The sequence below is a fragment of the Nocardioides sp. NPDC057767 genome (genome assembly GCF_042798275.1).
Taxonomy (GTDB): Bacteria; Actinomycetota; Actinomycetes; order Propionibacteriales; family Nocardioidaceae; genus Nocardioides.
The window spans coordinates 199,281-213,922 of the sequence record NZ_JBHVKJ010000002.1 but is presented as its reverse complement, the minus strand read 5'-3'; the positions used below and the strand labels follow the sequence as shown (position 1 = coordinate 213,922).

Annotated in this window: 12 protein-coding genes; 1 reads left to right on the top strand and 11 read right to left on the bottom strand. The window is 68.9% G+C overall.

The genetic code is table 11. The annotated features are described in order from the left end of the window. Window positions 1–101: 101 nt before the first annotated feature. The 9 genes from ahcY to ACFVDI_RS02310 form a co-directional block, all read right to left on the bottom strand. The gene (gene ahcY, locus ACFVDI_RS02350; protein WP_378899892.1) at window positions 102–1,541 is read right to left on the bottom strand and encodes an adenosylhomocysteinase; all 1,440 of its coding nucleotides are present in this window, start codon (window positions 1,539–1,541) and stop codon (window positions 102–104) included. Window positions 1,542–1,712: 171 nt separating this feature from the next. Continuing rightward, complete coding sequence (locus ACFVDI_RS02345; RefSeq protein ID WP_378899889.1) at window positions 1,713–2,672, bottom strand: DUF808 domain-containing protein; 960 nt, start codon at window positions 2,670–2,672, stop codon at window positions 1,713–1,715. Between the two features lie 107 nt (window positions 2,673–2,779). Next, window positions 2,780–3,598 carry a substrate-binding periplasmic protein gene (locus ACFVDI_RS02340; protein WP_378899886.1) on the bottom strand — a complete coding sequence of 273 codons (819 nt, stop codon included), beginning with the start codon at window positions 3,596–3,598 and terminating at the stop codon, window positions 2,780–2,782. 120 nt (window positions 3,599–3,718) lie between these two features. After that, the gene (locus ACFVDI_RS02335; protein ID WP_378899883.1) at window positions 3,719–4,531 is read right to left on the bottom strand and encodes a substrate-binding periplasmic protein; all 813 of its coding nucleotides are present in this window, start codon (window positions 4,529–4,531) and stop codon (window positions 3,719–3,721) included. Between the two features lie 256 nt (window positions 4,532–4,787). Beyond that, on the bottom strand, window positions 4,788–5,600 hold the full coding sequence (locus tag ACFVDI_RS02330; protein WP_378899880.1) for a substrate-binding periplasmic protein: 813 nt from the start codon (window positions 5,598–5,600) through the stop codon (window positions 4,788–4,790). A 177-nt stretch (window positions 5,601–5,777) separates the two neighbouring features. Further along, on the bottom strand, window positions 5,778–6,809 hold the full coding sequence (locus ACFVDI_RS02325) for an SIS domain-containing protein (protein WP_378899877.1): 1,032 nt from the start codon (window positions 6,807–6,809) through the stop codon (window positions 5,778–5,780). Between the two features lie 7 nt (window positions 6,810–6,816). Beyond that, window positions 6,817–7,005, bottom strand: coding sequence for a Trm112 family protein (locus ACFVDI_RS02320; RefSeq protein ID WP_141795265.1), 189 nt, complete (start codon window positions 7,003–7,005; stop codon window positions 6,817–6,819). Beyond that, on the bottom strand, window positions 7,005–8,390 hold the full coding sequence (locus ACFVDI_RS02315) for a phosphomannomutase/phosphoglucomutase (protein ID WP_378899874.1): 1,386 nt from the start codon (window positions 8,388–8,390) through the stop codon (window positions 7,005–7,007). Before ACFVDI_RS02315 ends, ACFVDI_RS02320 begins: the two co-directional genes overlap by 1 nt. Before the next feature lie 19 nt (window positions 8,391–8,409). Continuing rightward, window positions 8,410–8,862: a DUF3499 domain-containing protein gene (locus tag ACFVDI_RS02310; RefSeq protein WP_378899871.1), complete on the bottom strand. Its 453-nt coding sequence runs from the start codon at window positions 8,860–8,862 to the stop codon at window positions 8,410–8,412. Here ACFVDI_RS02310 and ACFVDI_RS02305 point away from each other — a divergent pair. Next, entirely contained in the window at window positions 8,861–9,277 is a 417-nt protein-coding gene (locus tag ACFVDI_RS02305; RefSeq protein ID WP_378899868.1) for a metallopeptidase family protein, read from the top strand. The two genes, ACFVDI_RS02310 and ACFVDI_RS02305, sit on opposite strands and share 2 nt — an antisense overlap. Before the next feature lie 472 nt (window positions 9,278–9,749). On the opposite strand, the gene ACFVDI_RS02300 is transcribed toward ACFVDI_RS02305, so the two are convergent. Both ACFVDI_RS02300 and ACFVDI_RS02295 read right to left on the bottom strand, forming a co-directional pair. Beyond that, window positions 9,750–11,585, bottom strand: coding sequence for a DUF5719 family protein (locus ACFVDI_RS02300; protein WP_378899865.1), 1,836 nt, complete (start codon window positions 11,583–11,585; stop codon window positions 9,750–9,752). Beyond that, complete coding sequence (locus ACFVDI_RS02295; RefSeq protein WP_378899862.1) at window positions 11,582–14,488, bottom strand: glycosyltransferase; 2,907 nt, start codon at window positions 14,486–14,488, stop codon at window positions 11,582–11,584. The genes ACFVDI_RS02300 and ACFVDI_RS02295 overlap by 4 nt, the downstream gene beginning before the upstream one ends. Window positions 14,489–14,642 lie beyond the last annotated feature (154 nt).

Here is a 14,642-nt window from a genome sequence, read left to right as displayed (position 1 = left end):
GGTTCTGACCCGATTCCCTGCCGAGTCGGCTCGTCATGACGAGCCGACTCGGCAGAGTTTTCGGTCAGAACGAGCCGACTCGGCCAGGGTTCAGATGGTGATCAGTAGCGGTAGTGATCCGACTTGTAGGGGCCCTCGACCGGGACGCCGAGGTAGTCGGCCTGCGCCTGGTTGAGCTCGGTGAGCTCGACACCGAGCGCGTCGAGGTGAAGGCGGGCGACCTCCTCGTCGAGCGCCTTGGGCAGCACGTAGACGCCGATCGGGTAGTCGTCGGTCTTGGTGAAGAGCTCGATCTGGGCCAGCGTCTGGTTGGTGAAGGAGTTGGACATCACGAAGCTCGGGTGACCGGTGGCGTTGCCCAGGTTGAGCAGGCGGCCCTCGGAGAGCACGATGATCTTCTTGCCGTCGGGGAAGATCCACTGGTGGACCTGCGGCTTGATCTCGTCCTTGACGACGCCCGGGATCTTCGCGAGGCCGGCCATGTCGATCTCGTTGTCGAAGTGGCCGATGTTGCCGACGATGGCCTGGTTCTTCATCTTCTCGAAGTGCTCGACCCGGATGATGTCGAAGTTGCCGGTCGTGGTGATGAAGATGTCGGCGGTCTCGATGACCGACTCGAGGCGGCGGACCTCGTAGCCGTCCATCGCAGCCTGCAGCGCGCAGATCGGGTCGATCTCGGTGACGATGACGCGAGCGCCCTGACCGCGCAGCGACTCCGCGGAGCCCTTGCCGACATCGCCGTAGCCGCACACGACCGCGACCTTGCCGCCGATCATCACGTCGGTGGCGCGGTTGATGCCGTCGATGAGCGAGTGGCGGCAGCCGTACTTGTTGTCGAACTTCGACTTGGTGACCGAGTCGTTGACGTTGATCGCCGGGAAGAGGAGCGAGCCCTCCTTGAACCGGTCGTACAGACGCAGGACACCGGTGGTGGTCTCCTCGGTGACGCCCTTGATGCCGTTGGCGATGTTGGTCCAGCGCTGCGGGTCGTTCTTCAGCGACCGGTCGAGGACCCGGAGGACCTCCTTGAACTCCTCGTTGTCCGTGGAGTCCTGGCCCGGCACGGCGCCGGCCTTCTCGAACTCGACGCCCTTGTGGACGAGCAGGGTGATGTCACCGCCGTCGTCGAGGAGCATGTTGGGGCCGATCTTGTTGCCGGCCTCGTCGGTGAAGTCGAAGACCTTCTCGGCCTCGTCCCAGTACTCCGCCAGGGTCTCGCCCTTCCAGGCGAAGACCGGGGTGCCCTGCGGGTCCTCCGGGGTGCCCTTGCCGACGACGACGGCCGCGGCGGCGTGGTCCTGGGTGGAGAAGATGTTGCAGGTGGCCCAGCGCACGTCGGCGCCGAGCGCGGTCAGCGTCTCGATCAGCACGCCGGTCTGGATGGTCATGTGCAGCGAGCCGGCGATGCGGGCGCCCTTGAGCGGCTGGTCCTTGCCGTAGCGCTCGCGCATGGCCATCAGGCCCGGCATCTCGTGCTCGGCGAGGGAGAGCTCCTTGCGGCCGAACTCGGCCAGGCTCAGGTCGGCAACCTTGTAGTCCATGGTTATTCCTTACCGAAGGTAATGCGGGCCTGCGTCGCGCATCTGCGCACCAGCGGGATCTCCCACGCAGGGTCTACCCAGACTACAAGCGGCCCTCGGCGTCCGCGGTAATCCTGGACGGCAAACGCCAGGCCAACATCCATGGACCAGCGGCAGGTGACCCGACCGCGCTCAGTGCTTCTTCGGGAACGGCAGCAGATGGAGTACGCCGACCACGATCGCACCGACGATGAGCCCGACGACCGCGGAGAAGAAGGTGTTGACCAGCCAGCCGGCGGCCGCACCGACGGCACCGAGGGCGTGGTGTACCTCTTCCTCGAGGTGGTGCACGGTGTCATAGGGCCACGACCAGCCGGGGTGGCCGGCGGCGAGGCCGTTGACGTCGTGGAGACCGACCAGGATCAGGTGGCCACCGACCCAGAGCATCGCCACGGTGCCGACGATCGAGATCACGGTGAGCACCTTCGGCATGGCCGAGACCATGCCGAGGCCGAACCGCTGGGCGAAGGCACCCGAGCGCTGGGAGAGCGAGAGGCCGACATCGTCCATCTTCACGATGAGGGCGACCACGCCGTAGACCACGATCGTGATCAGGAAGGCGACCGCGACCAGCGCGCCAAGGCGCATCCAGAAGCCTTGTTCGATGACCTCGTTGAGCGCGATCACCATGATCTCGGTCGAGAGGATCAGGTCGGTGCGTACGGCACCGGCGATCATCGACTTCTCGGCCTCAGGGCCTTCCAGGACGACCGGCGTCTCGTGCGTCTCCGCGTGCGGCCGGACCCACTCCAGCACCTTCTCGACACCCTCGAAGGCGAGGAAGGCACCCCCGACCATCAGGATCGGGGTGATCGCCCACGGCGCCCACTGCGCCAGGATCAGTGCCACCGGGAGAATGATCAGCAGCTTGTTGCGCAGCGAGCCGAAGGCGATCTTCTTGATGATCGGCACCTCGCGCTCGGCGGCGATGCCGTGGACGTACTGCGGCGTCACCGCGGTGTCGTCGATGACGACACCGGCGGCCTTGGCCGAGGCCTTGCCGGCCGCGGCGCCGACGTCGTCAACAGACGCAGCCGCCAGCTTGGCGATGGCGGCCACGTCGTCGAGAAGTGCGAAGAGTCCGGCGCTCATACCGTCGCCTCCGTAACCAAGGGCGAATAATACGGAGGCGACGGCCTGAGGCTCACTGTCGCTCGCTGACGCTCGCTCATGACCGGAACCTTAGCGGGTGGGCCGTGCTACTCGACGCCCTGCTCCCGGAACAGCTCAGAGAGCGGGTACTCCCGGAAGTAGTCCGTCTTGATCCGCAGCCAGGTGCCGTCGACGATCATCTCGTCGATCGCGTCGTCGGCCTGGTCCTTGAGCCCGTCGCCCTTGCGGAAGACGAAGGCGATCGGGGCCTTGTCGGAGGGGTAGACGATCCGCTCCTCCATCGGGATCGGGGCGCTCTTGATCAGCCCGTCGGTGAACGGCGCGTCGTAGAAGAACGAGTCCGCCTTGCCCGAGGCGACGGCCTCGAGCGCAGCCGCCTCGTTCTTCCGCTTCACGATCTCGGCCTTGGGGAAGCGCGCCTTGAGGATGCTCTCCTGCGCGGTGCCGTCGACGATGGCGACCCGGGTGCCGTTGACGTCCTTGAGCTTCTTGATCGGCGAGTTCTTCGGGGTCGTGAAGGACAGGTAGGTGACGAAGTAGGGGTGCGAGAAGTCGTAGGCCTCCTCGCGCTCCTCGGTCACGCTCACCTGGGACGCGATCATGTCGATCTCGCCCGCGTCGAGCGCGGTGAACAGATCAGCGAAGTCCATCGCGATGAACTCGGGCTTGATGCCGAGGGACTTCGTGACGCCGAGGGCCATCTCGTAGTCGAAGCCCTTGGCCGAGGAACCTTCGTGGTAGTACACCGGCGCGCTGTCGAGCACGCCGATCTTCAGGGCTCCGTCGTCGGCAGCGCTGCTGCGCCTGGCGGAGGACGGGCCGGTCGTCTCCACCGTGTTGGAGACCACGATCAGGATCACCAGAAGGGTGACCGCGCCCGCAAGGATGAACTTCAGGGATTTCATACGACGTCCTGGTTTGGGGGAGGGGTGCGCCGAGACACGCGGTCCGGGGCGAGCCGGGCCAGCGGGCATCGTAGGCTACTGGACTTCAGGCGCCCCAAAGCGGGGCGAGCGGCGTCAGGCTCAGGCGCCCTTGTCCTTGAAGACCTCCGAGAGCGGGTACTCCTTGAAGTACTCCTTCTTGATCTTCAGCCACTCCCCGTCGAGGATCATCTGCTCGAGGACCTCGTCGACCTGGTCCTTGCGGCCGTCACCCTTCTGCATGACGAAGCCGATCGGGGCGTCGTCCGCCGGGTAGACGATCGCCTCCTTCAACGGGATCGGCGCGCGGTTGATGATCGGCGCCGTGTAGGGAGCGTCGTAGAAGAAGGCGTCCGCCTTCCCGTCCTGGATCGCCTTGACCGCGGAGTCCTCGTCCTTGGCCTTGACGACGTTGACGTTCTCGTACTGCTCGTCGAGGTAGCGCTCGTGGATGGTGCCCTCGACGACCGCGATGCTCTTGCCGTCGACGTCCTCGCGCGTCTTGATCGTCGAGTCCTCCGGGGTGAGGAAGGACAGGTAGGTCACGAAGTAGGGCGCGGTGAAGTCGAAGTCCTGCTTCCGCTCCGCGGTCTCGGTGACCTGGGCGCCGATCATGTCGATGTCACCGGCCTCGAGTGCGGTGAAGAGGTCGCTGAAATCCATGACGACGAACTCCGGCTTGGCACCCATGCCTTCGGCGACACCGAGAGCCATCTCGTAGTCGAAGCCCTTGGTCACGCCGTCGATCTTGTAGTACGCCGGTTCGGTGCCGTCCACGCCGATCCGCAGGGTGCCACCAGCCGCGGCACTCTCCTGTTCGGTCGCTTTCGGGGCCGGGTCGGCGAAATAGCCGCCGATGACCAGGACCCCCAAGAGGGCCAGGGCGCCGGCGACGACAAACTTGATGTGGTTCATGCGAAAGTCCTGTGTTTTTCCGGGATGGTGGGGGCATGCCCGTCACGTCGGCGCCGAGAATCCAAGACGTGCTGGCCAGGAGTGGCCGGACGATGTTGCATCAAACACCTGTCCAGTCCCCTACGTCCAGGCTTTGGGACATCATCACCACGTTCCGAGACCGAACTTCCACCGTGGCACGTGACCCAGATCACGAACGATGTTCACCCAAACAAGCTCGGCCCAGGCGAACGGACTCAAACTCAGGCTCACGACCTCAGACGCCCTTTTCTCGGAAGACCTCGGACAGCGGATCCTCCTCGAAGTAGTCCGTCTTGATCTTCATCCACTCCCCACTGAGGACCATGTCCTCGATGACCCCGTCGATCTGCTCCTTACGCTCGTCGCCCTCCCGGACCACGAACCCGATCGGAGCATCTTCGGCCTGGTAGACGATCGGCTCGGTCAGCGGGATGGGCGCACCCTTGATGATCGACTCGGCGTAGGGAGCGCCGTAGAAGAACGCATCGGCCTCACCGCTCCGCATCGACGCGACCGCTGCCGCCGCGTCCGGGGTCCTGATGATGTCGACGTCCTCGTACTGCTCCCGGAGATAACGCTCGTGGACGGTGCCCTCGACGACCGCGATGCTCTTTCCGTCGACGTCGTCGCGGGTCCGGATGGCGGAGCCCTCGGGGGCAAGGAAGGACACGTACGTCACGAAGTAGGGAGCGCTGAAGTCGAACTCCCGCTCCCCCTCCTCGGTCTTGGTGACCTGGGCGCCGATCATGTCGATCTTGCCAGCCCGGAGGGCCGGGTAGAGCTCGCTGAACTCCATCTCCACGAACTCCGCCTCGGCGCCCATGCCGTCCGCAACGCTGCGCGCCATCTGGTAGTCGAAGCCCTTGGTCACGCCGTCGACCTTGTAGTAGGCGGGCTCGGCGCTGTCGACGCCGATGCGGAGGGTGCCGCCGACCGCGGCGCTCGCCTTGTCGCTCGCGGACGGGGCGGGATCGGAGAGCCGGCCACTGACGACGATGGCGCCCAGGAGCACCAGGGCACCGGCAACGACGAACTTGGTCTGGTTCATGGGAGGGGGATCCTGTTCCAGGGAGGGGGATGCGGCCTTGATGTGACCGATTTGTTGCCAAATCAAACAACGGCCCACTCTCCGGCGTCCAGGGATCTCACATGATGGCGAAGCTCCGCCAACCGACCTGACCGCAAGACATGACGCAGATCACAGGGATCCGTCCGTCATGCGGAATTAAACATCGTTAACCAAACCCAAACGAAGATACTCCGCGGAGTATGTTCCCTGGAGCAGCAGGGACGCGTAGCGGGCCACCTCCGTGCTCGCGTTCGCCTCGACGACCTCCACCCGTACGCCGCGCGCATCCGCCGCCTCCGTGAGCGAGCGCCGCTGCTCGACCATGATCGGATCGGTCGCACCGTCGTCGAGGATGACCAGGACGGGACGTGCGGACGGCTGCTCCTCGGCGAAGGGGTCGTCGAAGACGTTGCGCGGCCGGGCCGCCTCGAGGACCGGGAGCAGGTCGTCGGCGTCGCCCGCGATCGCACCTCGCCCGCTCGCGCGGCGCAGGCTCTCCGCGACCCGTCGGGCGGCGCGGGCGGCCAGGACGGAGCCGCCCCACACGACCGGGAGCGAGTCGGCCAGCGAGATCGCCAGGATCTTGCCCGGGTTGACCGAGATGTCGCGATGCGGTGAGCAGGCGGTGGCGACGTCGTCGAGCGCATCGGCCACCGTGTCCGCGTCGGCCTCAGGACCGAGACCGATCGAGTTGAGATAGGTGAGCATGAGGATCGCCATCGCGAGCGTGTCGCCGCCCTCGACCGGGAGCAGGGTGCTGTCGCGGCCCTCGGCGTGCTGGGCGACCAGCGACTTCTCCGGCGCGGCCACGACCAGCTGGGCGCCACGGCGGACGGCCTCGGCGGCGGCCGAGGCCTCCCCCGGGTCGGCCCCGGTCGGCGCCAGCACGACCACGAGGTCGAGACTCCCGGCCCAGCCCGGAAGGCCCGGAGCCGGCCAGGCGACGAAGGGCACCGGGCAGTACGGCTCGAGGACGGCGCGCAGCAGGCGCGAGTCGGGACCCGCTGCGACGACGGCCCGGGGTCGACCGGACTCTGCCGCGCGGCGTACGGCCTCCTGCAGCGGCTCTGCGGCGCCCGCAGCCTCGCGGCGGACCCGGGCTCCGGACTCGGCCAGCGAACGCAGCAGCAGATCGATCCCGGCCAGCGCCCGCTCGTCGTCCAGCCTCGACTCGTCGAACCAGGTCATCGCTGCCTCACTCGCTCTTGGTCGGTCGGGCCTCGTCGATGAGCAGGACGGGGATGCCGTCGCGTACGGGATAGGCCAGGCCGCACTCCCCCTGGCAGACCAGCTCGCTGTCAGCCTCGACGGGCAGCAGATCGCCGTGGCACTGCGGGCAGACGATGATCTCGAGCAGCTTCTCGCTCAGGCCTAGGGCGCTCATCAGTCAGATTCCTTTCGAATGATCGCGAGCGCCTCGTCGCGCACGCGCTCCATGGTGAGTGTGTCCTTGCCCTCGACGTTGAGCCGCAGCAGCGGCTCGGTGTTGGAGGCGCGGACGTTGAAGGACCAGTCGGCGTGGGAGAGGGTCAGCCCGTCGAGCTTGTCGAGGGTGACACCGTCGCGGCCGGCGTACGCTCTCTCGATCTCGGCCACGGTGGCGGCCTGGTCGGGGACGGTGGAGTTGATCTCGCCGCTCATCGGGTAGCGGGCGTACGCAGCCAGCAGCTCGCTCAGCGGCTCGCCGGTCTCGGCGAGGGCACCGAGGACGTGCAGCGCGGCGAGCATGCCGGAGTCGGCGCGCCAGAAGTCGCGGAAGTAGAAGTGACCGCTGTGCTCACCCCCGAAGGCGGCGCCGGACTCGGCCATCACGGCCTTGATGTAGGAGTGGCCGACCCGGGTGCGTACCGGGGTGCCGCCGAGCTCGGTCACGATCTCGGGGACCGCGCGGGAGGTGATCAGGTTGTGGATGATGGTGGCGCCCGGCTCCTGAGCGAGGGCACGCTCGGCGATCAGGGCGGTGATCGCGCTCGGGCTGACCACCTCGCCCCGCTCGTCGACCAGGAAGCAGCGGTCGGCGTCGCCGTCGAAGGCCAGGCCGGCGTCGGCGCCGGTCTCGCGCACCTTGGCCTGCAGGTCGACCAGCGTGGTCGAGTCGAGCGGATTGGCGTCGTGGTTGGGGAAGGTGCCGTCGAGCTCGAAGTACATCGGGATCAGCTCAACGGCTTCCTCACCCAGACGACCGAAGACCGCGGGCGCGGTGTGGCCCGCCATTCCGTTGCCGGCGTCGGCGACGATCGTGAGCCTGCGGCCCTTGACCGGGGCGAGGGAGAGCAGATGGGCTGCGTACGCCTCGAGCACGTCGGTCTCGCTGATGCTGCCGGCGACCTGAGCGACCGGGGCCGCCCCGGAGATGACCAGGTCGCGGATCTCGTCGAGCCCGCTCTCGGCACCGACCGGGACCGCGTTGGCCCGGCACAGCTTGATGCCGTTGTACTGCGCCGGGTTGTGGCTGGCGGTGAACATCGCACCCGGCAGGCCGAGGTGGCCGGAGGCGAAGTAGAGCTCGTCGGTCGAGGCCAGTCCGATCATCGTGACGTCGGCACCGGCCTCGGTCGCGCCCTCGGCGAAGGCTCCGGAGAGCGCCGGCGAGCTGGGGCGCATGTCGTGGCCGACGACGATCTCGCCGCCGCGGGCGCCGACGACGTGCACGAAGGCCCGCCCGGCGAGTCGGGCGAGGTTCTCGTCGATCTGGTCAGGGACGGTGCCACGCACGTCGTACGCCTTGAACACGGCGCTGGCGACGTCGGGGTCGACTCTCTCCGGCATGTCCGGAACTCTAGTCGTCCTACTCGGACGTCAGCACGCGGAGGTGGCCGCGGCGGGTGCCGCCGGGGCGGGGCTGGCCGTCGCCCGATCCGGGATCCTCGACGTCGTCCTGCCCGGGCGCGCGGGCGGGACTTCGCGGGGCGGGCGCGGGCGGCCGGGCGGCCTCACGGACGGCATCGGCCAGCGCGAGCAGATCGTCGCCCTTCGGCTGCGGGTCGACGGGCTCACGAGCCAGCCGGACGACCTCCCAGCCCCTGGGCGCGGAGAGGCGCTCGGCGTGCTCCTCGCACAGGTCGTAGGCGTGCGGCTCGGCATAGGTGGCCAGCGGGCCGAGAACGGCCGTCTGGTCGGCGTACACATAGGTGAGCGTGCAGACGGCTTGGCGCTGGCAGGCGGTACGCGAACAACGACGAGCAGTCACGAGTGAACCGTACTCCCCTGACGCCAGCCGCGCAGTTAGGCTCGCGTACATGACCAGCCACAGGGATCGACACGGCCGTGGGCGCCGCGGCCCGATCGCCGTCCCCACGGACCCGAAGGTGCCGGTCCTGCGCACCCGGCGCGAGCGCTTCGACGACATCGCGCTCGCGATCGTCACCGAGATCGACGGTCGCTGGCAGTCACGGCTGGGCCTGATCGAGTACGCCGTCGAGGAGTCGCCCGACATCCCCAAGGACTGGACCGTCGACGACCACATCCCGCTCGGGTCGCTGGAGCGCGGCGCCGGCGCCGACCCGGCGCGCCTGGTGATCTACCGGCGGCCGATCGAGCACCGCTGCCAGACCCGGTCCGAGGTCGAGGCGATGGTGCTCATGGTCGTGGTCGAGCAGGTCGCGGACCTGCTCGGGATCGATGCCGAGGATGTCGATCCGCGTTATCAGCCCTGAGGGCGCGGGCGAGCCGTCCCGTTCTAACCGGCCGCCCATAGGTGCTGAGATTCTGGGGCTGGTCTGGGCCGCCGACCCTGTCCTCACAGTGTTTCTCGACCTGCCCCGGAGTCAAGGACGGCCTGCGGCCGCCGGCTTCGCCGGCCGCTTGCGCGGTCCTTGACACCGGACCATGTCGAGAAAGATTTGGCTGGCTATCAGGGGCGGCGGCCAGTGTGGCCGCGTGCCAGTCGCTCCTCGAGAGGCGGACGCACCACGGTGAACGAAAATTCATTCCCCAGGACAAGTAGGCGCTCCCCCGGTGAAAGAAAGATTTCTTTCACGCACCGAGCCACCCCCGGGCGACGGCAACCGTAGCGAACGAAACTTCGTTCACCTACTCCGGACGCCGCTGAGAACACCCTCCCCGAAAGGGTCGGCGGCAAACACCCACCACAACACACAGCAGCCAACTGCGAGCCGAAAGAAGACCTCAGGGATTCAACGGCAACGGCAACCCAGGAGCAACCCCGGCGGTGCGTACCTCCGAGCGCAGCGGACGGAACGGTACGACCGCATCGCCCTCCCCGCTCATCACGACGGCGGCATTGACCTCGACACCCTCGGGTACGAGCTGGATCAGCGCGGCCTCCGCGGGCACGTCGATCTCGGCACCCAGCCCGGGGCCGACCTCGACGGACTTGGCCTTGAGGGCCTTGCCCTTCGCGGTCATCGGGACGACCTTGACGGTGCCGCTGCCCCCGGTCTTGGCGACCGGGCCGGCGATCACGACCCGCTTCTTACCGACGCCGGGGCCGGCCGGGACGACCACCGCGGTCGCCTTCGAGATGGTCTCGGTGGCCGTGGTGATCGCGACGTCGCCGCGGTCGACCGAGCGCATCGCGGTGGTGACCGGGCCGGTGGCGACGATCTCCACGCCGTAGGCGTCGTCGGCGCTGTCCTTGCCGAGCAGCTTGGTCAGGTCGACCTGCGCCTGTCCGTTGGGCGGCACGCTGATCTCCGGAGCACCCTCCGGGGTGAGCACGTTCTTCGGCGTGAGCAGGCGCAGCTCGGCGCTGACCTGGGCGTCACCCGGGTTGACGACGGTGAGCGTGCGGCTCGCGGAGTTGTTGGGGTAGCCGACCAGCAGGTTGGTCTCGGCCGGCGTCGACTGCCCCGGGAAGTAGTCCTCCTTCGTGGCGCCTGTCTCGAGCGCGACGGCGCGGTCACGCACCATCACGCCGGCCTGGCCGCGTACGACCGTGGTCTTCAGGGACAGCTCGCCCTTGCGCGGGATCACGTGCAGCAGGTCGAAGGTGCGGGTGGTGTTGCCGGGGATCGCCACGCCGCGCAGGTCCTCGGGGACCGCCACCACGCCCTTCTCGTCGTAGAGCGAGATGTCAACGGTGGCGGCGCCGCTGTTGGGGTTGGTGAGCTCGAGGACCGAGTTGTGGGTGGCGCCGGCGCCGACGCCGGGGAACCATGCCTCGGCCTGCGGAGCGACGCAGCCGGTCGCCGCGAGCGGCTTGGCCGTCGAGCGTCCGGCGACCAGGCCGGGGGCGACCTCCTTGCCCGCCTTGATGACGACCGAGCCGGGCTTGACGGATGCGGCGGTCACCTTGCCCGGGGCCGCGGCGGTCTGGGCACCCTTGCCCGCGCCCGGGCCGCTGAGCGAGACCTCACCGGAGCCGTCGGCGGCGTTGGTGACCGAGAGCTGATCCTGTCCCGACTTCGGCTTGCCGGGACACACCACGGTGGCCGCCTTCGGCGCGCTGCTGTCTGCGGCGAGCGTCGGCTGCTCCCACTGGTGGGGACGGTTGAGCAGCAGCGCCACGGCCATCGCGCCGATCAGGCCGAGAGCCACCAGAGCGGTGTTGTCGAGGCGTCGCCCGCGCTGCCTGCGTACGCGGCGCAGCCGAGGTCGCGCAGCGGCCGCTGCGGCGGCAGCAGCCGCCATCCGACCGCCCTTCGCGCGCTCCGGCTCCGGCTCGCCCATCCGCATCTCGTCGGCGGTCGGCCAGGCCTCGAACTCCGGCTCGAAGGCACCCTGGAGATCATCGGTCTGGTAGCCGCCGGTCTGGTAGTCACCGGTCTGATACTCGCCCTCGTACGCCGGTGGGTAGCCCGTCTGGGCGAGCATCTGTCCCGTCTCCGGGCCGGGCACGTAGGGCTCCTGGGCGTAGAGCTGCTCCGGGGTGTATCCCTCCGGCGCCGGCTGGCCCACTGCGTAGGGGTCGGCGTAGGGGTCCAGCATCCACGGCTCCTGGCCGTGGACGTCGTCGGCCTGCGGCTCGTGCGAGCGGTCGTAGGGCTCACGTGAATGGCTCATGCCGACTCCCTCCTCTGGATCAGCGTCGGCAGGCACAGGACCAGGACCACGAACAGCCCGATCCCGGCCAGGACCAACAGGATCGTACGGATGATGGACGGCGACTCGGTCACACCCGGGTCGCTCGGCTCGGAGTCGAGCAGCCAGGCACGCGTCGAGCGCTCGACGGTGCTCGCCTGGGTCACCGAGCCGGAGGCATCGATCCCCTCGGCGACCGAGGAGTCGGCCGGACCGGGCATCACGATGTAGGCCACACCTTGCGCGGCCAGGTCGCCGATCACCGCGTCGTCGGGATCGGCGGCCAGGCGGCGTACGACCCCGGTGAGCTCGTCGGAGCCGCCGGCGACCTGAGCGATCTCGTCCTCGCCGAGGGTGATCCCGTCGTTGCGCAGCACGGCATAGCGGATGCCCTCGTCGACCGAGCCGCGCAGCACGAGGACGCCGTCCTCGGGTCCGAGCGTGGTCGAGGTCGGGTCGAGCATGTAGGAAGGCACGCCCGTGTGGCCGAGGGCCCGGGTGTTGTCGGTGAGGTCCCCGGAACCGGCGTAGACGAACCAGCCGAGGCTGCCGACGACAGCCACCCCGGCAACCGCGGCAGCCGCGCCGACCATGATCTTCCGCAGCCCGCTCAGCCCGTCGAGGATGGCGCCCTGGGCCCCGAGCACGGCAGCCACCACGGCGAAGCCCTGGATGGCGACCAGTGGGAAGCCCCAGCCGACCCGGGCGATGCCGGCGTCGAGCTGGACCGGGATCCAGGACAGCAGCATCGTCACGACGGCCGTCGCGACCGCGCCGATCCAGCAGACCAGGACCGGGATACGGGTGCGGCTGGGGATCAGCGCAAGCACCGCCAGCAGCGGCAGCGCCAGACCCAGCCACCACGGGGCACCGAGGTCCGCGCCGTCGAGTCCGGTCAGACGGCCCACGAGCAGGTCGAAGCCGCCCGCGGCCGGGGCCGGCAGCCGGCCCGGGTCGAGCAGCAGCCCGGCCCACCCGCCGGAGAAGATCAGCGGCAGCCACCACGGGATCAGCAGGGCGACCGGTGTCGCGATGGCCGCGGTCGGCGGCCCCCACTGGTCGCGGTCGCTGAGCACGGCGGGCATCAGCTGGCGTACGGCGATGAAGATGACGGCCGCGAAGACCGCCGCGACGAGGAAGGCCATCGGCGCGAACGCGGTGATGATGGTCAGCAGCAGACCGGTGCGCCAGCCGGCCCGCCAGCGGCGGTCGGCGACGGGGTCGCTGAACCCGAGCGCAGCGTGGGCCAGCCAGGGCAGCAGCGCGCCGACCACGACCGCACCGATGCGGCCGTCGCCGAAGGCACCGCTGACGTAGGGAACCAGCGCGTAGGCAGTCGCACCCCACAGCAGCAGCCAGCGCGGGGCGCCGAGGTGGCTGATCAGCCGGCCCGCGACCCGCAGCAGCCGCCAGGCGCCGCCGAGCGCGATCGGGAAGCTGAGCAGCATCACGGCAGTGACCGCCAGGCTCGGGTTGCCACCGAGGAACGTGGCGAGCACCGCCAGCGGGAAGACGTGCGGCGGTGCCGGCACGCCGGTGCCCTGCGAGATCGCGTGCCAGGACTGGAACTGCAGCTGCCACCAGTCGCCCACGTTCTGGGGCGTGGGGCCGAGGCCGCTGCCGGCGACCCCGCCGAGCGCCGCGCGGGCCCCGATCACGCCGAGGACGCCGACGAGGACCAGGAGCACCGCGACCGGGTTGGTGAACAGACGCACCAGCCAGCCGGTCTCGGCCGGGATCTCGTCCTCCTCCAGCTGGGCCCGCTCGGCCTGACGCTTGGCGGCGAACGAGGCGGGATCGGCCTCGGCCTGTGCCATCTGGCGTCGTTCGGCGATGTCGGAGGCCTGCAGCGTGACCGCGGTGGCGACGTCGGAGACGAAGTCGAGGCCGTGCCGGTAGGGCAGCCACGGCGGAGGCAGCAGCGCCTTGACGGTCTCCTTGTCGGCGTGCGCCTGCTTCCGGCGGCTCCGCTTGGCGAGCGCGATCTGACCGGCGTGACCATAGATCCAGCCCAGCGCGGCCAGGTCGTCGAGGGCAGCCCCGGGGTCACGGACGAGGACGAAGCCGAGCATCCGCCACAGGGTCTGGAAGAAGAACCTGACCATCCACAGCGCCAAGGTGCCCGGACGGCCGTTGACGAGCAGGGTGTAGAGCGCCGCCCGTCGCTCCTGGTAGTGGATCCGTCGCCCGGTCAGCTGGGTCTTGCGTACGCCGCGGTGGGCCGCCTCCACGTGGAAGACGACCGCGTCCGGCACGGCGATGGTCGTGAAGCCGGCGTTGGCGGCCCGCCACCCGAGGTCCATGTCGGTGCCGAGCACCGGGAGGTGCTTGTCGAAGCCGCCGAGGTATTCGAGGACCTCGCGGCGGATCAGCATGCCGGCGGTGTTGACGGCCAGGACGCGGCGTACCTCGTCGTGCTGGCCCTGGTCGTACTCGCCGCGTTCCAGGCCGGTCTCGCGGTTTCCGGTGACGGAGATCGAGACGCCGAGCTCGAGCATCCGCCGCAGCGAGGGCCACTCGCGGATCTTGGGGCCGAGGATGTCGGCCTCCGGGTATTCCGCGGCGGCGTTGAGCAACGTGGCCAGGGCATGCGGGTCGGGGGTCGAGTCGTCGTGGAGGAACCAGATCCACTCCGGCGGCTGGGCCGCCTGGTGCAGGATCGCCAGCGCCTCGTTCGCCGCGTCCGCGAAGGTGGTCGACGCGGGCATCTGGACGACCTGGGCGAAGGTCTCCTCGAGGATCTCCACCGACCTGTCGGTCGAGCCGGTGTCGATCGTGACGGCAAAGCTCACCGGAGCCTGCTGGTTCCGGATCCCGTCGATGACGGTCGGAAGCCAGCCGGCGCCGTTATGAGAGACGAGGACGAGGGCGACCGACGCTTGCACGATCGGCAACCCTAGTGCCCATCTGGTGATAGACCGAATGGACCTGTCGAGCGATCGGCCATCTCCCCCTGGGCATGATCGGCGCCCCGATGGGCTCTGCGACGTGGATTGCGGAGCAATGGGCAGAACAAGACAGCAGGCCCGGACCTTGACG

Excerpts from the sequence above, each read along its gene's own strand:
- ACFVDI_RS02305 (WP_378899868.1), top strand. The coding sequence starts at position 8,861 with ATGACCAGCCACAGGGATCGACACGGCCGTGGGCGCCGCGGCCCGATC.
- ACFVDI_RS02330 (WP_378899880.1), bottom strand. The coding sequence starts at position 5,600 with ATGAACCAGACCAAGTTCGTCGTTGCCGGTGCCCTGGTGCTCCTGGGC.
- ACFVDI_RS02340 (WP_378899886.1), bottom strand. The coding sequence starts at position 3,598 with ATGAAATCCCTGAAGTTCATCCTTGCGGGCGCGGTCACCCTTCTGGTG.
- ACFVDI_RS02310 (WP_378899871.1), bottom strand. The coding sequence starts at position 8,862 with ATGTACGCGAGCCTAACTGCGCGGCTGGCGTCAGGGGAGTACGGTTCA.
- ACFVDI_RS02325 (WP_378899877.1), bottom strand. The coding sequence starts at position 6,809 with ATGACCTGGTTCGACGAGTCGAGGCTGGACGACGAGCGGGCGCTGGCC.
- ACFVDI_RS02335 (WP_378899883.1), bottom strand. The coding sequence starts at position 4,531 with ATGAACCACATCAAGTTTGTCGTCGCCGGCGCCCTGGCCCTCTTGGGG.
- ACFVDI_RS02315 (WP_378899874.1), bottom strand. The coding sequence starts at position 8,390 with ATGCCGGAGAGAGTCGACCCCGACGTCGCCAGCGCCGTGTTCAAGGCG.
- ahcY (WP_378899892.1), bottom strand. The coding sequence starts at position 1,541 with ATGGACTACAAGGTTGCCGACCTGAGCCTGGCCGAGTTCGGCCGCAAG.
- ACFVDI_RS02300 (WP_378899865.1), bottom strand. The coding sequence starts at position 11,585 with ATGAGCCATTCACGTGAGCCCTACGACCGCTCGCACGAGCCGCAGGCC.
- ACFVDI_RS02345 (WP_378899889.1), bottom strand. The coding sequence starts at position 2,672 with ATGAGCGCCGGACTCTTCGCACTTCTCGACGACGTGGCCGCCATCGCC.
- ACFVDI_RS02320 (WP_141795265.1), bottom strand. The coding sequence starts at position 7,005 with ATGAGCGCCCTAGGCCTGAGCGAGAAGCTGCTCGAGATCATCGTCTGC.